Origin of the sequence: Glycomyces algeriensis (assembly GCF_027622855.1) — a bacterium.
GTDB classification, from domain to species: domain Bacteria; phylum Actinomycetota; class Actinomycetes; order Mycobacteriales; family Micromonosporaceae; genus Glycomyces; species Glycomyces algeriensis.
In genome coordinates, this window is the sequence record NZ_JAPZVR010000018.1 from 67,676 (window position 1) to 86,057 (window position 18,382).

The following is an 18,382-nucleotide window of genomic DNA, read 5'->3' on the forward strand; positions in this document are numbered from 1 at the left end:
TGGTGCTACTCCTCGAGCGACCCTGCGGCGCCGGCCTTGCGGCGGCGGGCCGCGAGGGCCGTCATCACGACGCCTGCGACCAGGACGAGTGCGGCCACGCCGACGATCATGCCCATCGAGGTGCCGGTTTTGGGGAGCTTCCCGGTTCCGGTCCCGTTGCCGTTCCCGCTTCCACTGCCGTTGATGGTGATGTCGGCGGTGTCGTTCTTCGGGTCGGCGTCGGCGACGCCGGGGTAGCCCTCGTTGTCGATCGCGGCGATTTCGAGCGTGCCCTTCGCCTTCGACTTGTCGTCGGTGATCTTGACCGTGAGCTGGAAGTCGAACGACTCGCCGGCGCCGAGGCTCCAGAAGAAGCAGACGAAGTCGGCCGTCGCGGGGTCGACCTGCGGGAAGGAGTGCTCGACCATCGGGTCGTCGGGCTCGAGGCAGGAGAGGTCCTCGCCGTCGACCTCGACGAGTTCGAGGCCCTTCGGGAGCGAGCCGATGATGCCGTAGGAGCCGGGGCCGTCGAAGAACGAGGCGGCGTCGGCCGGGCCGAGGTTCTTCACCGGGACGGTGAGGGTGACCTCTTTGCCCTTGTCGCCCTTGGCGTTCACGTCCGTGACGGACAGGTCGAACGGGTTCTCGGCGGTGCGGACGTCGATGAAGCCGGCCCAGCCGAAGTCGTCGGGGTCGTCCCCTTCGGACACGGCCTCGAAGCCGAGCTGGTCGCCCGTCTCGGTGTCGACGTCGCCGTACTCGGCTTCGAGCTCCTCGGCGGTCAGCGGGCGGACCTCGAAGCCGCAGCCGCAGACGTCGACCGGCCCGGGGACCGTCTCGCCGACGCTGAAGGAGATCGGGGCGTCCGGGGCGAAAGTGGTGCCGGGCGAGTCCTCGATGTCGGTGACGATGCAGGTGACCCCGCCGTCGCCGTTCCAGTAGCCGTCGACGCAGTTCTCGTACGGGGCGCTCGCCTCGGCCAGGCCGGACATGACGTAGCCCGGTTCGGAGACGCCGTAGGCCAGGGCCACGGTGCCCGCGGGGAGGGGGTCGGTCTGCAGGAACGAGGGCGCGGCCTCGGCGGTGCCGCCGGGCTCGACGTCGAGCTGGGCGTAGCCGTAGCGGAACGACTCGACCGAGTGCGCGCTGACCTCGATCACGTCGTCGACGGTGGCGACGGTCGTGCCGTCGACCTTGAACTCGACCGTGTAGTCGTAGTCGCCCGGTTCGGCCTCGAGGACGGCGGCGTAGGTGTAGTCGAAGAGGACGCTCTCGGCCGCGTCCGCGGTGCATTCGACGACGGTGCCCGCCGCGTTCGGCACGCAGTCGCCGTCGCCGTCGTCCGCGATGGCGAAGGTGCCGTCGGGGGCGTCGATCGTGACGGTCGCGGTGAGCGTGCGCCCGGCCTCGAACGCCTCGGCGAAGTCGATCTGGGCCGTGGCGAGCGTGGGCTCGTCGCCGACGGTCACCGGCGAGTAGTCCTCGACGAAGGCCGCTTCGACCTCGGGGGTCTGGGCGGCGGCGGGGGAGGCGAACGCGGCGACGGCGAGGCCGGCCGCGCCGACGACGACGAGCAAGCGCTTGCCGGTGTGAGGGGGGTATGGCGGATGCATGGGTGTTTTCCTTTATGGAGTGACCGCGACGCCGTGGTCAGGGGCGATACCGGTCGAGGGCCTGTTGAACAGTAGACGCAGCCCCGTCACCCGCCGGTTGCAAACCGGTCCGCGAATTTTTTGTGAGCGCTTGCGGAGGCAGGCGAAAGGGCGCCCGGCCTGCGGGCCGGACGCCCTTTCGCTTGTTTGGCTTTAAGCCTTCCAACCCGGGATGGGGAATGCCTTCGTGTGCTCGCGGATCTCGCCCGCGACCACGTCCAGCTCCGTGTCCTTGCCGTCCTTCGCGGCGGCGACGGCCCGGTCGATCCAGCCCGCGATGAGGTCCATGTCGCCCTCGGTCATGCCGCGGGTCGTCACCGAGGCGGTGCCGATGCGCAGGCCCGACGGGTCGAACGGCTTGCGCTGGTCGAACGGGACCGAGTTGAAGTTCAGCTCGATACCGGCCGCGTCCAGGGCCTTCGCCGCCGGCTTGCCGGGGATGTCCTTGCTGGTGAGGTCGACCAGGATCAGGTGGTTGTCGGTGCCGCCCGAGACCAGGTCGAACCCGCGCGAGGTCAGGCCCGCCGCGAGCGCCTTCGCGTTCTTGACGATCTGCGCCGCGTACTCCTTGAAGGAGTCCTTCGCGGCCTCCTTCAGCGCCACCGCGATCGCCGCGGTGGTGTGGTTGTGCGGGCCGCCCTGGAGGCCCGGGAAGACCGCCTTGTCGATGGCCTTCGCATGCTCCTCCTTGGTGAGGATCATGGCGCCGCGCGGGCCGCGCAGGGTCTTGTGCGTGGTGGTGGTGACGACGTCCGCGAGCCCGACCGGGGTCGGGTGCGCCCCGCCGGCCACGAGGCCGGCGATGTGCGCGATGTCGGCCATGAGGACCGCGCCGACCTCGTCCGCGATGGCCTTGAAGCCCGCGAAGTCGACGGTGCGGGGGATCGCGGTGCCGCCGCAGATGATCATCTTCGGGCGCTCGGCCCGGGCGATCTCGGCGACCTCGTCGAGGTCGATGCGGCCGGTGTCGCGGCGGACCCCGTAGTGCACGGCGTCGAACCACTTGCCCGTGGCGGAGACCTTCGCGCCGTGGGTCAGGTGCCCGCCCGCGGGCAGGCCCATGCCGAGGACCTTGTCGCCCGGGTTCAGGAACGCCATGTAGACGGCCAGGTTCGCCGGCGAGCCGGAGTACGGCTGGACGTTCGCGTGGTCGGCCCCGAAGAGGGACTTCGCCCGGTCGATGGCCAGCTGCTCGACGACGTCGATGAACTGCTGGCCCTCGTAGTAGCGCTTCCCGGCGTACCCCTCGGAGTACTTGTTGGTCAGGATCGACCCCGTCGCCTCCATGACCGCCTGGGACACGTAGTTCTCGGACGCGATGAGACGGATCTTCTCGGACTCGCGCCGCCCCTCGTTCTCGATGGCCTGTTCGATCTCGGGGTCGATGGCCGCGAGCGAAGCGGTGAGGGCCTCGTAGGCGTCGGACATGCAATGCTCCTCGCTGATCGGCATGATCTCGCACGGCGACCGGGCAGGTGGCCTTGATGATGCGAGCATAGCCGGGCCCGCTGAGCTGGGCACCCCGCATTTCCCCGCCTGTGAGACGGGCCCGGCCCCGGCTGCGCCCGCCCGCGGATCACGGCCGGGCTCAGCCGGCGCAAGGCGCCACCGGGGACGAAACCGGGCACCGCCCGCGACCTCACCCGATCGCCCGTCGGAGACTCCATTGCGTACACGCAGTACGGTGCGACGTATGTCACCTAGATACGCCGCGAAGACCGTCGGCGCCGGGTTCGCGGTCGCGGCGCTCGCCGCGCTCGCGCAGCTCGGGCTGGCCTACGGCTTCGGGCTCCTCTCCTGGGCTGACGCCGCCCCCGGCGCCGCCGACCCCGTCCTCGAGTTCCGCTGGAACGCCAACCTCGCATGGGTGGCCTGGTTCTCGGCCGCCTCCTGCCTGATCGGAGGCCTCGCCTCGGGCGCGATCGGCTCCCGAGCCGCGCGGCTCGGGGCCGCCACGCGGGTCGGCGCCGTCCTCGCGGGCGCTGCGGGGGCCTTCCTCGTGGGGCCCCTCGTGTCGCTCTCGGCCGAGCAGGGCGCCGGGTTCGAGTCCTTCCCGACCGACCCGCTCATCGCCGCCGGGCTCGGCTCCCTGGTCGGCTTCGCGCTGGCGCTCATCGGGCTGAGCTCGCGCTCGGTCGCGGTGAACGTCGGCGCCTCGGTAGCCCTGGTGTGGGTGCTGGCGATCCTGTCCGTGTTCGTCGACGTCGGCGACCGCGTCTCCCCGGTTCACGAGCTGGCCGTCTGGGGTTCCTGGGCGGGCCCGGACACGGCCCTGGGGCGGCGCGGTCTCACGATCGCCGTCCCGTTCATCATCGGCTCCGCGGTCATCGGCGTGGTCGTCGCCTTCCTCGCCCGGCGCGGGCCGATCACCAGCTCCGGCTACCGCATCGCCGCGGCGTCCGGGATCGCCGGGCCGCTCATCGTCACCGCCGCGCACATGGTCGCCGGGCTCACCCCGGTCGACGACGCCCAGTCGATGTCCGTCCTGCTGGTCGGCCCGTACGCGGCCATCGCCGGGCTCCTCGGTTCGCTGGTCGTGTGCGCCCTGCCGAAGGCCGGCGGTCAGATCGACGACCGTCCCGAGGCCGAGCCGGTGCCGGCCGGGCTGGTCGAGTCGGTGCCCGGCTGGACCGTGCCCGAACCGGCCTCGGCGTACGACGATGCGCAGTTCGGCGACACGAAGGACCTGCCGGCGAAGTTCCCGCCCGAGCAGCCCAAGCGCCCGTCGCGGCGCGAGGCCCGGGCCGCCAAGCAGGCCGCGAAGCACGACGAGCAGAAGCGCGCCGACTGGGAGCCGCAGGAGGGCGACGACGATCCGAACCCGGACGTCGACTGGGTCCAGGAGCTCAAGGCCGTCGACATGAGCGACACCGAGCCCGAGCCGGAGAAGCCCAAGCCGGCGCGCCGCGCCAAGAAAGCCGTCAGCCGGACCCGCCGCAAGATCGACTCCGGCGAGTCGACCGACGCGGACGAATCCTGACCACCACCCCCGGAAACGGGAGCGGGGGGGGGGGGGGGGGGGGGGGGCCCCCGGGGGGGGGGGGGGGGCGGCCCCCCCCGGGGGCGGGGGGGGGGGCGCCCCCCCCCCCCCCCCCCCCCCCCCCGGGGGGGGCCCCCGGCCCCCCCCGCCCCCGGCCGCTCTCATCTGCTGCTCATACCTCCCACTCGTGGACCGGCCTGCCGTCGGCGGAGCGGGCCGCGTAGTCGAGCACCATGGCCCGCAGCGCGTCCCGCCGCTCCAGGCACTGCCGGTGCTCGGCCACCTGGACACGCGCGACCTGCCAGGTCGAGCCGTTCACGCCGCGGCGGCAGCGCGCCTCGATCACGCCGAGGAAGCGCCCGATGTCCCGGCTCACCACGCCCATCGCGGCGAGCCCTTCGGCGGCCGCGGGCAGCAGCTCCTCCAGGACCAGCGCCCGCACCGGGACGAGCCCGCGCCCGGGCCACCACTGGTCGGCCTGGATGCCGTGCCGCGCCGCCGAGCGGAAGTTCGCCGCCGCCTGGGCGAAGTCCATCCGCTCGCTGAGCGGGACCGGCGCGTTCGCGTAGTGCACGACCAGGCCGTAGAACAGCGCCATGTTCGCGCAGATGTCCATGGTCGTCGGCCCGGCCGCGACCACCCGGTTCTCCACCCGCACGTGCGGGCGGCCCGAGAAGACGTCGTAGACCGGGCGGTTCCACCGGTACACCGTCCCGTTGTGGTACCGCAGTTCGCGAAGCGACGGCACCCCGCCGGCCGCGGTCACCGCGAGCGGGTCCTCCTCGTCGCAAAGCGGTAAAAGCGGCGCGAAGTGCCGGTAGTTCTCGTCGAACAGCTCCAGCACCCCGTCGATCCACCGCTCCCCGAACCACGCCCGCGGCTTCGCGCCCGCCTTGCGCTGGTTCGCCCGCCGCGTGTCGGTGCCCTGCTCGAACAGGATCACCCGCGTCTCGGCCCACAGCTGCCGGCCGAACAGGTACGGCGAGTTCGCGCCCGTCGCCACCTGCACGCCCGCGATCGCCTGCGCCGCGTTCCAGTACCGCGCGAAGTCCTCAGGGGACACCTGCAGGTGGAACTGCACGGACGTGTTCGCCGCCTCCGGCGCGATCGTCGACGACGTGAAGTCGACCGACTCGGCCCCGCGGATGTCGATCCGCAGGTCCTCGCCGCGCTGCGACATGATCTCGTCGTTGAGGATGCGGTACCGCTTCGTGCGCGAGAGCGCGTCGACGCCCATGTGGTCGGTGTACAGCGTGGGCATCGTGCCGATGGGGCAGACCTGCACGCCCGCTTTCTCGCCGGCCTCCCGGACCTCCGACAGCACGGCCGCCAGGTCGCTCTCGTACCAGGAGATCCCGGCCCCGTCGAGGAGCCGGGGCGGCAGGTTCAGTTCGATGTTGAAGGCGCCCAGTTCGTGCTGGGCGCCGTAGAGCGCGTCCTCCTCGCCCGAGGTGTGCAGGTGCTCCAGCACCGCGTCATTGGCGAACGCCGGATCCCCGTTCGGCTCGACGAGGTCGAGCTCGAGCTCGAGTCCCGTCATGGGCCGGTCCCGGTCGAGACGCCGGTCGGTCAGGAGCTGCGCGAGGGCCGTCCGACCTGCCTGGAGTCTCGCCGTGTACGCGGGATGATCCCAGTGCCGCAGGGCAGAACCGGTCACCTCGTCCCCCATATTTTCCTCCCCAGGAATGAAAGGTCCATCAACCTTAAGACTTTCGGTCATGTGCTGGCTACCAAGGGAGAAGCACTTTCGTCCCAAATGGTGTGGATCGCGCTCATATTAGGGACCGGGGGTAGGTCGTAGTGTCGGGATCTTGACACAACAGGGTTTCGGAAGTTCACTATCTGTATCAAGGCAGCTCACGGCGGACGTCATTCAGCACACGTTCCGCGGCCGGTCGGGGACGCTTCGTGCGCCCTATAGGATGCCCGCGTGACCGACCTCCGCCCGTCCCCACGGCCATCCGACTTTCTCGCCGCCCACCGCGGCGGGGGCCTCGCCACCCTCCTCGATCAGCGCGGTGCCGCCTATTTCGCCTACGCCGCTTGGCGTATGGGCCTCAAGCCCACGCACCTCTCGTTCGTGAACCTGCTGCTCGGCGTCGGCGTGAGCGTCGGCGTCATCGCCTACATCCCGGCCGCGCGGGACGGCGCGCCGTGGTGGCCGGTCGCGCTCGCCGCGCTCGTGCTCTGGCAGGTGGCGTACATGCTCGACTGCGCGGACGGCCAGCTCGCCCGTGTGACGGGCACCGGCTCCGAGGCGGGCGCGCGCGTCGACATCCTGTGCGACATCGCGATCCAGGCCTCGGTGGTGTCCGTGGTGGTGGCCGTGACCAGTGCTTACACGCCCGAGCTGCCGGCGTGGTGCGGCGCGGCGTTCGCCGCGCTGTGGATGACCAACCTCGTCACCTCCGTTATGGCCAAAGAGGATGACAGCGTCTCGATGGTCAAGAGCACCAACATCGTCGTACGGCTGATCAAGCTGGTGCGCGACTACGGCTTCATCATCGTGGTGATCGCCCTGGCGCTGATCTGGCCCGAACTCATGGCGGTCGTGCTGCTCGGCTTCGGCGCGGTGAACGCGCTGTTCCTCCTGGCGAGCATCGCGAGCAACGCTCGAGCTTCGCTGCGCTGAGGCCTACAGGATCAGGCCTTAGCCGGCGGCGATGAGCTCCTCGTAGATCTCGATGAGCCGCCGCAGCGTCACCTCGGGCGCGAACACCGCTTCGTAGCGCGCCCTGGCGTTCGCGGCGTACGTCGGGTCCTTCGCGACCGCTTCGAGCCCGTGCGCGAGCGCTTCCGCAGTGGGTTCGACCGCCACGCCCGCAGGGGCATCGGTGTCGGCCCCGGCGATGTACGGCGCGCCGCCCATGCGGGTCGCCACCACCGCGCGGCCCGCCGCGAGCGCCTCGATACCGGTGGTCGGCAGGATGTCCTGCCAGATCGAGGGCACCACGACCGCGGCCGAGGCGGCCAGGGCCGCGTCCCGTTCGGCGGGTTCGAGCTGGCCGAGGTACACGATGTCGTCCCGTTCGGCCGCGGCCGACTCCACGAGGGACCGCAGCGGCCCGTCGCCGGCGATCCGCAGCACCCGCCCCGGCAGGTCCGCCCGCGCCCAGGCGTCGAGCAGCAGCGCGACGCCCTTCTCCGGCACCAGCCGCGCCCCGAACAGGAAGCCCTCGCCGAGCGGCACCGCCCCCGGGTCGGCGACGGCGTTCGGTTTGACCCGGATCTGCTCGTCGCGGATCCCGATGCTCCGCAGGTACACGGCCATCGCGTCGGTGAGCGCGATGAACCGGTCCACGCCGCGCCACGTCCCCTGGTGCACGCCGAGCGCGACCGCCATCACGGCGCTCTGCGCGCGCGACCCCCGGTAGCAGGCGTGCTGCACGCCCGGCCGGTTCCAGCGCTTGCCGTGGCAGTCGCGGCAGTCGTGGCCGTCCCTGAAGTAGAGCCCGTTCATGCAGTCGTGCCGGTAGTTGTGAATGGTCTGCACCACTTTGACCCCGTGCTTGTGGGCGGTGCCCACGACCGACGGCGACAGCAGCGGGTACGGGTTGTGCAGGTGCAGCAGGTCGGGCCGCTCGCGCTCCAGGAGCGCGGCGAGCTCGCGCTGCGTCCCGGCGGCGTGGATCGGCGACGCGGCCAGTGCTGCTTTCCTATGCGCGGGAAGCGAGGCGATCTCGTCCGAGGAGCGCAGGAACGGCACGACCTCGACGCCGGCCTCGCGGAGCGCCCCGATCTCGTAGTCCACGATCGTGTTCTCGCCCGACGGCTGCGCGGAGGAGTACCTGTTGTGGGCGATGACGATCTTCACGGGGCGCGGTCCTTCTGCGGTGCGATGCGGTGCGGTCTCGTGCGGTGGGCTCGGGGGGTGGCGCGGGCTGCTTTCCGCTCGGCCGAACATACCGCAGGAGCGGAATAGGTGTAGGTTGTCGGGTACCGTGTCGGCGGGCCGCCCAGCTCGAGCAAAGGCGCAGACGGAGACGCAGCGCTGATCTCCGCCCGCGGACACTCACCTCCACCGTAAGCTGACGACCGCAGGGATGTGCAGTGGCTACGAGCCTGGAACGCCCAGCAAAGGATCTCCACGGAAGTGGGGGTGCTCCGTACGGACGGACGGGGACGCCGGTGGCCAGAACTCGCGAATCCGGTGACCCGCAGCTCGTCACCAACGGAGTCACCCGCTCCACCTGGCGCCGCCTCGTCCGCGCCTCCAACTGGCACCGGTACTACCAGGCCGCCCTGGTGGGCGCCGACCTCCTCGCCGTCGTGCTCGCCACCGTCATCACGGTGAACCTCACCGCCTCCCCGAGCGCCGGCTTCGACACGGACAACCAGCAGCACTTCTTCTACCTCACGGTGTGGCTGCTCCTGCCGCTCGCGTGGCTGCTCGCCCTGTGGGGCACCGGCTCCTACGACCGCCGCTACTTCGGCATGGGCAACGAGGAGTTCAAGCGGGTCATCCGCGCCGCGATGTTCATGCTGGCCCTCGTCTCCTTCGCCGCGCTCACCTTCAAGGCGGACGTCTCGCGTGTCGCGGTCGCGGTGATCCTGCTGGCCGCGGCCGTCTTGGTCACCACGTTCCGCTACGGCGCCCGCTACGGCCTGCACCGGATGCGCGCGAACGGGCGGGGCGTGCAGCGCGTCCTGCTCATCGGCTCCTACCCCGAAGCCCTCGAGGTCTACCGGACGGTGCGCCGCGCTTCCGCGGCCGGCCTCGTCCCCGTGGGCATATACGTGACCGAGGGCGCGTCCTCGGTCCGCAATCTCGACACTCCGGTCCCGGTCTTCGCCGGGACCGATGTCGTGACCTGCGCCGAGCAGCTCGAGGCGGACACGCTCGCGGTCTGCGGCTCGGCCTCGGCCGACGCCTCGGACCTGCGCCGCCTGGCCTGGCAGCTCGAGGGCACCGGCCGCGACCTGGTGGTCGCCCCGCAGCTCACGGACATCGCGGGTCCGCGCGTGCACATCCGCCCCGTCGAGGGCCTGCCGCTCCTGCACGTGGAGGAGCCGAAGATCTCCGGCATCGGCTGGCTGATCAAGAACGTCCTCGACATCTCCTCCTCGGTGCTGGGCCTCGCGCTGCTCTCGCCGCTGTTCCTGGGCGTCGCGATCGCCATCAAGATGGACAGCCCCGGGCCGGTCTTCTTCCGCCAGAACCGGGTCGGCCGCGACGGCGAGACCTTCTCCTGCTGGAAGTTCCGCACCATGTACATCGACGCGGAGGAGCGCCAGGCCGCGCTCATGATGCACAACGAGACCGACGGCCTGCTGTTCAAGATGAAGGACGACCCGCGCATCACCAACGTCGGCAAGTGGCTGCGCCGGACCTCCATCGACGAGTTCCCGCAGCTCGTCAACGTGGTCCGCGGCGAGATGAGCCTGGTCGGCCCCCGCCCGCTCCCGGCCGAGAACGGCGACTTCCTCGGCGACGTGCGCCGCCGCCTGCTCGTACGGCCCGGCATCACCGGCCTGTGGCAGGTCTCGGGCCGCTCGGACCTGTCCTGGGACGACGCCGTCCGCCTGGACCTCTACTACGTCGACAACTGGTCGCTCACGACTGACCTTCAGATCCTGTTCCGCACTGTCGCTGTAGTGTTGCGTCGAAAGGGCGCGTACTGACCGGGTCCGGCGGCGCGCATTGAAGGAACTCTCAGCTTGCGCCCAGGTGAACGCCGGGCCAACCCTGTTAATCTTGGATCTTGATGACTACTTACGGAACCGGCAGCCGCATCCTCGTCACTGGCGGCGCGGGCCTGGTGGGCAGCCACCTGGTCGACGCGCTCCTGGCGAAGGGCTGCGACGTGACCGCTGTCGACAACTTCGTCACCGGGTCCCGGGAGAACCTCGCCGAGCACCCGCGCCTGACCGTGGTCGAGGCCGACGTCACCGAGGGCCTGCCCGTCGGCGACGCGCCCTTCGACGCGGTCCTTCACTTCGCGTGCCCGGCCAGCCCGGTCGACTTCGCCACCCTCCCCGTGGAGATCCTCCGCGTCGACTCGATCGGCACGTTCCACGCGCTCGACCGCGCCCTGGCCGACGGCGCCCGCTTCCTCATGGCCTCCACCTCCGAGGTGTACGGCGACCCGCTGGTCCACCCGCAGCCGGAGTCCTACTGGGGCAACGTGAACCCGATCGGGATCCGCTCCTGCTACGACGAGGCCAAGCGCTTCAGCGAAGCCGCCGTCGCGGCCTACCACCGCCACAAGGGCCTCGACGCGGCGATCGTGCGGATCTTCAACACGTACGGCCCGCGCATGCGCCCCGACGACGGCCGCGTCATCCCCAGCTTCGTCTCCCAGGCGCTCGCGGGCGAGCCGCTCACCGTCGCCGGCGACGGCACCCAGACCCGCTCGCTGTGCTACGTCGACGACCTGGTCAGCGGCCTGGTCCTGCTCCTGGAGTCCGGCGAGTACGGCCCGGTCAACCTCGGCACCGAGTACGAGCTCTCCGTCCTGGAGATGGCCGAGATCATCCTGCGGCTGACCGGCTCGTCCTCGAAGATCGAGTACATCGACCGCCCGGCGGACGACCCCGAGCGCCGCCGCCCCGACCTCACGGCCGCCCGCGAGCTGCTCGGCTACGAGCCGCAGGTCCACTACGAGGCCGGTCTCAAGGCGACCATCGACTACTTCTCGACGAAGTCGAGAACCTGAGTAGAGCGCGACGAAGTCGCGAACTTGAGCACAGTTCGACGAAGTCGCGAACCTGAGCAGAGCGCGGCAAAGCTGCGAACCGAGCGGAGCGCGGCAAAGCCGTAGGGTGCTCGGACTCACCGTCACCTGAGAGGATTCCGAGATACGACCCGGGCTTCCACGCCCGAGGTCGCTAGCGGTCACCACGTAAGCTGGGGCCATGACGCAATATGGCTCCAATTACCGCGGCAGCGCCTCGGTGCCGCCCGGAGGCGGCAGTGGTGGCGGAGCCCGGGTCGCCCAGGCGGCGGCCGGCGGCCCCACCCGCCGGGGCCTCATCGGCTCCGGGATCGGACTGGTGGTCTCCATCGCGGCGGCCGGCGGCGGCTTCGCCGTCTGGTCCACCGCCAACAGCACCAACGACGACCTCGACCGGGCGTTCGACCTCGACGCCATCCCCGAAGAGGACCGTCCGGAGCGCACCAACCAGGCCCTGAACCTCCTCGTCATCGGCTCGGACCACCGCGAGGGCAACGACGAGGCCGACGCGCGCTCGGACACCTCGATCCTCATGCACGTCAACGAGGACGGGAACGCCGCATACGGCATCTCGATCCCGCGCGACCTCTACGTGTACATCCCCGAGGACCCCGACGCCGAGGTCTCGGACACGTTCGACAAGTTCAATGCGGCCTATGCGTGGGGCGGCGTGAACCTGACCGTGCGCACGATCGAGAACCTCACCGGCGTGCGCATCGACCACATCGTCGAGATCGACTTCGGCGGCCTGGTCGCGGTCGTGGACGCCCTCGGCGGCGTCACGATGGACATCCAGGCCGCGGACGCCGACGGCTACATCACCGACGAGCCCGGCGTCGAGTCGATCCACGGCGACCACATGTTCTTCCCTGAGGGCCCGACCGAGTTGAACGGCGCCCAGGCCCTCGACTACGTGCGCCAGCGGTACCAGTACAACGAGGGCGACTTCGCCCGCATGCGCCACCAGCAGGAGCTCATCAAGGCGATCATGGACTCCGCGCTGAGCGCCGGCGTGCTGACCGACGAGGACAAGCTCACCTCCTTCATCTCCTCCACTTCGGACGCGGTGAAGGTGGACACGGAGTTCAACGCGGTGTCCACCGCGATCAACCTCATGAACATGCGCAGCGACGACCTGGTCTTCATGACCACGCCGCACCTCGGCACCGGCGAGCAGGGCGGCCAGTCGGTCGTCGTCTACGCCGACGACCCCGAGAACCCCGAGGCGAGCAACCCCGAGGCCGTGAGCCTCTGGGAGGCCGTGCGGGACGACAAGGTCGCCGACTGGATCGAGGCGAACCCCGAGGACGAAGGGGAGTAGCGACTTCCGCTGAAGGGCCCGGGCGATTGCGCTCGGGCCCTTCGACGTTCCCTCACGTTCTCGTGACCGCAGTGGACCGTTGTCGTCTGAAGTGGTTGGTGCGCCACATGATTCGTTTGAAGCAAATGTGAGCACTGTGGCCCGATGGGGTGATCCCGAATATCGGCAGTGTGATCAAGGTCGTAGGATATTTTCACCGTTCCTTCGACGAAGAGGCTGATCCGATGGCAGAGAACGCAGACGAATACGAGCCGGACTTCGACATCTCCAGGCCCTCCATCGCCCGTGTCTACGACGCGACCCTCGGCGGCAAGGACAACTTCGCGGTCGACCGCGAAGGCGCCGCCATGATCGCCAAGCACGTCCCGAAGATCCGCGAGGCCAGCCAGGACAACCGCCTCGGCCTGAGCAAGGGCGTGGCGTTCGTGGCGAAGCAGGGGATCGACCAGTTCCTGGACATCGGCGCGGGCCTGCCGACGATGGAGAACACCCACCAGGTGGCGCAGCGGATCAACCCGAACGCCAGGGTGTGCTATGTGGACAACGACCCGATCGTGCTCGCGCACGGCCGGGCCCTCCTGGCCACCAACGACTCCACGACGATCGTGACCGCGGACCTGCGCGACCCGCAGAGCATCCTGGACAACGACGAGGTCAACAAGTTCATCGACTTCACCCGCCCCGTCGGGCTGATGGTCGTGGGCCTGATGATGCACTTCCACCCGGACGAGGACCCGGGCAGCTGGATCAAGACGCTGCTCGACGCCTGCCCGAGCGGCTCCTACCTGCACATCACCGACTTCGCCGACACCGGCTTCCCCGAGCAGAAGGCGATGGAGAAGTCCTGCATCCAGGCCCTCGGCAACGGCTGGATCCGCACGCGCGAGCAGATCACGGCCCACTTCCAGGGCCTGCCGCTCGTCCCGCCGGGGCTCGACTACCCGACCCGCTGGTTCCCCGAGGAGCCCGATCGCGAAGTGCCCGCCGAGGAAGACCTCGAAGAGCACGAGCGCATCATCATGGTCGGTGTCGGCTACAAGGCCTGACCGACCGACGGCATCGGAGGCGCGTACCGGCAGGTGTGCGCCTCCGTCCGTTTTCCTTCGACGAAGAGGCTGAACCGATGGCAGACAACGAGTACGGGCCTGACTTCGACATCTCCATCCCGACCATCGCCCGTGTCTACGACGCGATCCTCGGCGGCAAGGACAACTTCCAGGCCGACAGGGAGGGGGCTGACGCGTACATGAAGCACGTCCCCAACTCGCGCGAGGTCGCCGTCGACAACCGCGCGGGCCTGGTCAAAGGCGTCGCCTACATGGCGAAGCACGGCATCGACCAGTTCCTCGACATCGGCGCGGGCCTGCCGACGATGCAGAACACCCACCAGGTCGCCCAGAAGATCAATCCCGAGACCAAAGTGTGTTACGTGGACAACGACCCGATCGTGCTGAGGCAGGGCCAAGCCCTGTTGGCCACCAACGACTCCACGACCATCGTGACCGCGGACCTGCGCGACCCGCAAAGCATCCTGAACCACCCCGAGGTCAACAAGGTCATCGACTTCACCCGCCCGATCGGCCTCATGGTCGTCGGACTCTTCATGCACTTCCACGACGAGGAGAACCCCGGCGACTGGGTCAAGGCCCTTCTCGACGCCTGCCCGAGCGGCTCCTACCTGCTCATGACCGACTTCGCCGACACCGGCGAGGAGCAGCAGAAGGCGATCGAGAAGGCCGGCCTCGAAGCGCTCGGCAACGGCTGGGTCCGCAAGCCGGAGAAGATCCTCGCGAACTTCCACGGCCTGCCGCTCGTCCCCCCGGGCCTGGAGTGGGTCTCGCGCTGGTTCCCCGGCGAGCCCGACCGCGAGGTCCCGGCCGCCGAGGACCTCGCGCCGCACCACCGCATCATGATGGCCGGCCTGGGCTACAAGGCATAGCCGCGACGAAACGGAGGGCGAGCGCCGGGCCGGCGCTCGCCTTCGTCGTTTCTGGAGGAATCTCTCACTCGATCGAGTGAACTTCCGAAATCGGTGCAACGGCGTCTAGCGGCGCCGATGGTCACTAGCTGTAATGGTCCTTGAGGACCTGGTTCAGGAAGTCCTGGGTCTTGTGCGGCTGGGTGGCCTGGACGCAGAGGTGCTCCATGGCCGCCTGGTAGGCGTCGATCTCGTTGTCGCGCTCCAGGTACAGGCCGCCGGTGAGGTGCTCGAGGTAGATGACGTCGCTCAGCTCCTCGTACGCGAACCGCAGCCAGGTGAAGGGCGCGCCGGCTCCGGAGTGGGCGCCGGCGGTGAAGGGCACGACCTGGATGCGCACGTTCGGCTTGTCGCAGGCTTCGATGAGGGCCTTGATCTGCCCGTGCATGACGTTCGCGCCGCCGAAGGGGCGGTGCAGCGCGGCCTCGTCGATCACGGCCCACAGCTCGGGCCGCTGCTCCTGGCGGTCGAGGATCTCCTGGCGCTTGAGGCGCACCTCGATGCGCTTGTCGATCTCGGTCAGCGGCGTGTGGCCGTAGCCGAGCATCATCACCGCGCGGGCGTACGCCTCGTGCTGCAGCAGACCGGGAATGAGCTGCACCTCGTAGGTGCGGATCATGGAGGCGGCGCCTTCCATCTCCAGGAAGTTGCTGAACCAGTCGGGCAGGAAGTCGTTGTACCGCTTCCACTTGCTCGGCCGGTTGGCCTCGCGGGCCATCTCGACGACGCGCTCGATCTCGTCCTCGTCGGTGACGCCGTACATGACCATGAGGTCGCGGACGTCGCGCAGCCGGAACGAGACACGGCCCAGCTCCACGCGGCTGATCTTGGTGGCGTCGGCGCGGATCTCGTACGCCGCTTCCTCGCGGGAGATGTCGGCGTCCTGGCGCAGTTGACGGAGCTTGCCGCCGATCATGACGCGCAGGGTCGTCGTCCCGCTCGGCAGGTCCTCGGGGCTGACCTTCGCCATCGCGCACCTCCCTTCAGATCAAGTCGCAGTGGACGAAAACTCACCCTGACAGGGTAGCCGCTCGGCCTGTCCCGCCAGGGTGAGTGTGCTGCCCAAGGGCTCTCGCCCGAGAGCGGTCTTACGCGATCATGTCGTCGAACTCGCCGTCCTTGGCGCCCTCGACGAGCGCCTTGATCTCGGCGACCGTGTAGATGAGGGCCGGGCCCTCGGGGAAGCGGGAGTTTCGCACTGCGATCTCCTCGCCGCCGGGGAGCGTGGCCAGCTCGACGCAGTTGCCGCCGTTGGGGCCGCTGCGAACACTCTTGCGCCAGTTCAGCGTCGAGGGAAGTTCCCCCGCGAGGATGCCGTTGCGTGCCTTGTCCATTCGAGATCCTTCCACCAGTGGCCGGCGTGTCCGGCCGGATCTTTCGGAAATTCGACCGGCAACCGGTTAGGCCGGGTGATTCCGGGGCACGGCCCTACCAGAGCGGCCGCGCAGAGGAGTTTTCCGACATCCCCATCGCTGGTCGGACCAAGTGTCCCACATTACACAGCGTGAGCGCACATGAGGATGCTCGCGCGGATGCACGTGCATCTGCCCGGTGTTGATGCATGTTAAGATTCATGTGAGAATGCACATAGACACGGACGCTGAAAGTGTGCGACCGTGGTCACGAGCTCGAAAAGCCGTCAAACCGGCGCTCGTGTGCGCGACGGCGCATGGTCGGCCAAGGGACGCAAATCCCTCGGATCGGCAATCGTCTTCGCCGCGCGGCGACCTGCATCGCACAACCGGAAACGCCGTTATGCAGAGCCTGGCCGGGCCAGTTCCGGCGAGGACCGATCGTCGCCGGAGAGGGGTTGAGTGCCATGGAACGTCTTGAGGCCCAGACGTTGCTGGGGGCAGCCGCGGCAGGCAAGCTGCGGAGCTCGATGTGCCAGCAGGTGATGGCGATCGAATACGACCGCAGCGGCCACGTGCTCTACCGCTGCGCCCGCTCATGCGGGAAGCACACCGCGGATGCGTCCCAGGTCCAGGCAGGACTCCTGTGGCACTACCGCGGCCGGAGCCTCGGCGAGCACTACGGGCTCCCGGATGAAGAGATCGTCGACGACATGTTCGCGTCGCTCCAGCTCGCCTGGATCCGCGACGGGGACATCTACACAGCACGGTTCCGCTGAGGCGGAACGCAATGCGCGGCGACCTGGCAGGGAACGCCGCGCACCCGGGACTTTGTTCTGTTTGGTGGGATAGAGCCTCGGGGAGGCCGGTGGGGGCCTCCCCGAGCTCTGACATTTGATCTTGATGTACGCGAACAGTGCTGACACACTGAGATACAGCGGGCGGGACCTCGGGCCCCGCCCGCTTCCGCGTCTCTAGGACTGGTGGCGCTGCAGCAGGTCCAGCAGTTTCGACACCAGCTCGGCGAGTGCCGCGAACGGGCTCACCAGCCGCTCCATGGCCTTGGCCTTGCTGTGCAGGCGCCCGGGCGGCTTCGCCTCGACGACCGACTCCTCGAGGTCGTCGATGGTGTCCTCGATGACCGCGTACTCCTCGCCGACGCTCTCGCGCTGCTCGCGCAGCGCCGCCCGCAGGTCGCCGACGAGCCGCAGCAGCTCGGCCCGCAGCTCCCGGTCGGCGTCCGGCCCGCCGGCGAACACGTACCCCCGCGAGCCCTCCCCGATGGCGCCCACAGTGGCCGACGCCCCGGTGCCCACGGCTCCGGTCTGCACGTTCCCGCGGAACACGTACCCGCTCCGCTCTTCCTCGTCCATCGCGCCTCCACCATTATTGTCATGAGAACAAATATTGGAGGACCAGCGTATCGGTGCGCCAGAAGCGTTGTCAAGACAGCGAAAAGGGAGGCGCGGCCGCGCCTCCCTGCTCGACTGCCCTTTTTCGACAGACCTGTTTCGACCTCGATCAGCTGACGGTGATGTTGGAGCTGCCGGTGGACTGGTAGCCCTCGGTCGCCATGATCATGTAGTAGCTGAACGCGCCCAGGTTCATGCCGGCCCGGGACCACGCGTCGAAGTGCGCGCCGGTGTCGATGGTGCCGGTGCTGCGGAGGTTCTGGCGGACGCTCCAGTACTGCGCGAAGGTCTTGGTGCCCTCCACGGACGGCGCGTTGTAGCGCATGGAGTGCCCGAGGCTGTAGTTGCTGCCGTTGATGTAGGCCGTGCCGCGGTTGGTCGCGCCGCTGCTCGGGTTGTACGGACCGTGCGACTCGACGATGTAGTACTCCACCAGCGGGTTCGAGGTCCAGCCGTACAGCGCGAGGTAGCCGTTGCTGCCGTGGTTGACCCAGCCGTTGTAGTTGACCGTGCGGCGTCCGCCGTTGGACCAGCCCTTGCCGCCGACCCAGTTGTTCGCGCCGTTCCACTGCGAGCTGTAGTTCCCGCCCGAGCCGAGTGTCATCGAGGCCCGGCCCTGGGAGTCGGTCCAGAACGAGTAGTAGTACCCGTTGTGGGTGCCCGTCGCGTTCTGCGTCAGGGTCTGCGCGTTCGCGACGCCGGGCACCACGAGCGCCGAGGCCGCCCCGAGCGCGAGCGCCCCGCCCCCGAGCAGCAGTCCCCGGCGGCTGAACGGGTGCGCCATGGGCGCCGCTTCCGCGGGAGTGCGTTCTTCTGACATGCGTCCTCCTGGATCACATAGAGGTTCATCGATGTCAGAATTATGCGTATTGCAGTGAAGTGCGTCAATAAGTTTCGGAGAACTTTCGGTACTTTATCCGGAAGTTTCGGGATTTAGTCGACAAAGGACCCCCGCGCAAGTGAAAGGAGAGGCCGCTGAGAACGATGGTGCCCCCGGCAGGATTCGAACCTGCGACGCACGGTTTAGGAAACCG

General features: G+C 69.1%; 16 protein-coding genes. 8 read left to right on the forward strand and 8 right to left on the reverse strand.

Annotated features, from left to right (window positions below; genetic code table 11):
• Positions 1-5: 5 nt before the first annotated feature.
• A complete protein-coding gene (locus tag O2L52_RS22240) occupies positions 6-1,592 on the reverse strand; it encodes an LPXTG cell wall anchor domain-containing protein (RefSeq protein WP_270118314.1) in 1,587 nt (528 codons plus the stop codon).
• A gap of 192 nt (positions 1,593-1,784) precedes the next feature.
• Positions 1,785-3,059, reverse strand: coding sequence for a serine hydroxymethyltransferase (locus O2L52_RS22245; RefSeq protein ID WP_270118315.1), 1,275 nt, complete (start codon positions 3,057-3,059; stop codon positions 1,785-1,787).
• A gap of 265 nt (positions 3,060-3,324) precedes the next feature.
• Between O2L52_RS22245 and O2L52_RS22250 the strand changes: the two genes are divergently transcribed.
• Positions 3,325-4,611 carry a hypothetical protein gene (locus O2L52_RS22250; RefSeq protein WP_270118316.1) on the forward strand — a complete coding sequence of 429 codons (1,287 nt, stop codon included), beginning with the start codon at positions 3,325-3,327 and terminating at the stop codon, positions 4,609-4,611.
• 172 nt (positions 4,612-4,783) lie between these two features.
• Here O2L52_RS22250 and O2L52_RS22255 read toward each other — a convergent pair whose 3' ends face one another.
• Positions 4,784-6,280, reverse strand: a complete 1,497-nt coding sequence (locus O2L52_RS22255; protein ID WP_373897007.1) for a glutamate--cysteine ligase family protein — start codon at positions 6,278-6,280, stop codon at positions 4,784-4,786.
• A 261-nt stretch (positions 6,281-6,541) separates the two neighbouring features.
• Here O2L52_RS22255 and O2L52_RS22260 point away from each other — a divergent pair, with 261 nt between their 5' ends.
• Complete coding sequence (locus O2L52_RS22260) at positions 6,542-7,243, forward strand: CDP-alcohol phosphatidyltransferase family protein (protein ID WP_270118318.1); 702 nt, start codon at positions 6,542-6,544, stop codon at positions 7,241-7,243.
• A gap of 18 nt (positions 7,244-7,261) precedes the next feature.
• On the opposite strand, the gene O2L52_RS22265 is transcribed toward O2L52_RS22260, so the two are convergent.
• On the reverse strand, positions 7,262-8,425 hold the full coding sequence (locus O2L52_RS22265; RefSeq protein WP_270118319.1) for a glycosyltransferase family 4 protein: 1,164 nt from the start codon (positions 8,423-8,425) through the stop codon (positions 7,262-7,264).
• Positions 8,426-8,661: 236 nt separating this feature from the next.
• On the opposite strand from O2L52_RS22265, the gene O2L52_RS22270 reads away from it, so the two are divergent.
• The 5 genes from O2L52_RS22270 (at position 8,662) to O2L52_RS22290 (ending at position 14,545) form a co-directional block, all read left to right on the forward strand.
• On the forward strand, positions 8,662-10,233 hold the full coding sequence (locus tag O2L52_RS22270) for a sugar transferase (protein WP_373897008.1): 1,572 nt from the start codon (positions 8,662-8,664) through the stop codon (positions 10,231-10,233).
• A gap of 83 nt (positions 10,234-10,316) precedes the next feature.
• A complete protein-coding gene (locus tag O2L52_RS22275; protein WP_270118321.1) occupies positions 10,317-11,267 on the forward strand; it encodes a UDP-glucuronic acid decarboxylase family protein in 951 nt (316 codons plus the stop codon).
• Positions 11,268-11,466: 199 nt separating this feature from the next.
• Entirely contained in the window at positions 11,467-12,606 is a 1,140-nt protein-coding gene (locus O2L52_RS22280) for an LCP family protein (protein ID WP_270118323.1), read from the forward strand.
• 224 nt (positions 12,607-12,830) lie between these two features.
• Positions 12,831-13,652, forward strand: coding sequence for an SAM-dependent methyltransferase (locus O2L52_RS22285; protein WP_270118324.1), 822 nt, complete (start codon positions 12,831-12,833; stop codon positions 13,650-13,652).
• A 77-nt stretch (positions 13,653-13,729) separates the two neighbouring features.
• Positions 13,730-14,545, forward strand: a complete 816-nt coding sequence (locus O2L52_RS22290; protein ID WP_270118325.1) for an SAM-dependent methyltransferase — start codon at positions 13,730-13,732, stop codon at positions 14,543-14,545.
• Positions 14,546-14,669: 124 nt separating this feature from the next.
• Here O2L52_RS22290 and O2L52_RS22295 read toward each other — a convergent pair whose 3' ends face one another.
• Together O2L52_RS22295 and O2L52_RS22300 are read right to left on the reverse strand one after the other, a co-directional pair.
• Positions 14,670-15,554 carry a helix-turn-helix domain-containing protein gene (locus O2L52_RS22295; protein WP_270118326.1) on the reverse strand — a complete coding sequence of 295 codons (885 nt, stop codon included), beginning with the start codon at positions 15,552-15,554 and terminating at the stop codon, positions 14,670-14,672.
• A gap of 118 nt (positions 15,555-15,672) precedes the next feature.
• Positions 15,673-15,918 (reverse strand): DUF397 domain-containing protein, encoded by a 246-nt coding sequence (locus tag O2L52_RS22300; protein WP_270118327.1) that lies wholly within the window; start codon positions 15,916-15,918, stop codon positions 15,673-15,675.
• 485 nt (positions 15,919-16,403) lie between these two features.
• On the opposite strand from O2L52_RS22300, the gene O2L52_RS22305 reads away from it, so the two are divergent.
• Entirely contained in the window at positions 16,404-16,715 is a 312-nt protein-coding gene (locus O2L52_RS22305; protein ID WP_270118328.1) for a hypothetical protein, read from the forward strand.
• A gap of 195 nt (positions 16,716-16,910) precedes the next feature.
• On the opposite strand, the gene O2L52_RS22310 is transcribed toward O2L52_RS22305, so the two are convergent.
• Positions 16,911-17,309, reverse strand: coding sequence for a hypothetical protein (locus O2L52_RS22310; RefSeq protein ID WP_270118329.1), 399 nt, complete (start codon positions 17,307-17,309; stop codon positions 16,911-16,913).
• Positions 17,310-17,457: 148 nt separating this feature from the next.
• Complete coding sequence (locus O2L52_RS22315) at positions 17,458-18,168, reverse strand: glycoside hydrolase family 11 protein (protein WP_270118330.1); 711 nt, start codon at positions 18,166-18,168, stop codon at positions 17,458-17,460.
• Positions 18,169-18,382 lie beyond the last annotated feature (214 nt).

What these genes read in the sequence shown, in the direction of transcription:
- O2L52_RS22240 (WP_270118314.1), bottom strand. Translation starts at nt 1,592, where the DNA reads ATGCATCCGCCATACCCCCCTCACACCGGCAAGCGCTTGCTCGTCGTC.
- O2L52_RS22245 (WP_270118315.1), bottom strand. Translation starts at nt 3,059, where the DNA reads ATGTCCGACGCCTACGAGGCCCTCACCGCTTCGCTCGCGGCCATCGAC.
- O2L52_RS22250 (WP_270118316.1), top strand. Translation starts at nt 3,325, where the DNA reads ATGTCACCTAGATACGCCGCGAAGACCGTCGGCGCCGGGTTCGCGGTC.
- O2L52_RS22255 (WP_373897007.1), bottom strand. Translation starts at nt 6,280, where the DNA reads ATGGGGGACGAGGTGACCGGTTCTGCCCTGCGGCACTGGGATCATCCC.
- O2L52_RS22275 (WP_270118321.1), top strand. Translation starts at nt 10,317, where the DNA reads ATGACTACTTACGGAACCGGCAGCCGCATCCTCGTCACTGGCGGCGCG.
- O2L52_RS22280 (WP_270118323.1), top strand. Translation starts at nt 11,467, where the DNA reads ATGACGCAATATGGCTCCAATTACCGCGGCAGCGCCTCGGTGCCGCCC.
- O2L52_RS22285 (WP_270118324.1), top strand. Translation starts at nt 12,831, where the DNA reads ATGGCAGAGAACGCAGACGAATACGAGCCGGACTTCGACATCTCCAGG.
- O2L52_RS22290 (WP_270118325.1), top strand. Translation starts at nt 13,730, where the DNA reads ATGGCAGACAACGAGTACGGGCCTGACTTCGACATCTCCATCCCGACC.
- O2L52_RS22295 (WP_270118326.1), bottom strand. Translation starts at nt 15,554, where the DNA reads ATGGCGAAGGTCAGCCCCGAGGACCTGCCGAGCGGGACGACGACCCTG.
- O2L52_RS22300 (WP_270118327.1), bottom strand. Translation starts at nt 15,918, where the DNA reads ATGGACAAGGCACGCAACGGCATCCTCGCGGGGGAACTTCCCTCGACG.
- O2L52_RS22305 (WP_270118328.1), top strand. Translation starts at nt 16,404, where the DNA reads ATGGAACGTCTTGAGGCCCAGACGTTGCTGGGGGCAGCCGCGGCAGGC.
- O2L52_RS22310 (WP_270118329.1), bottom strand. Translation starts at nt 17,309, where the DNA reads ATGGACGAGGAAGAGCGGAGCGGGTACGTGTTCCGCGGGAACGTGCAG.
- O2L52_RS22315 (WP_270118330.1), bottom strand. Translation starts at nt 18,168, where the DNA reads ATGTCAGAAGAACGCACTCCCGCGGAAGCGGCGCCCATGGCGCACCCG.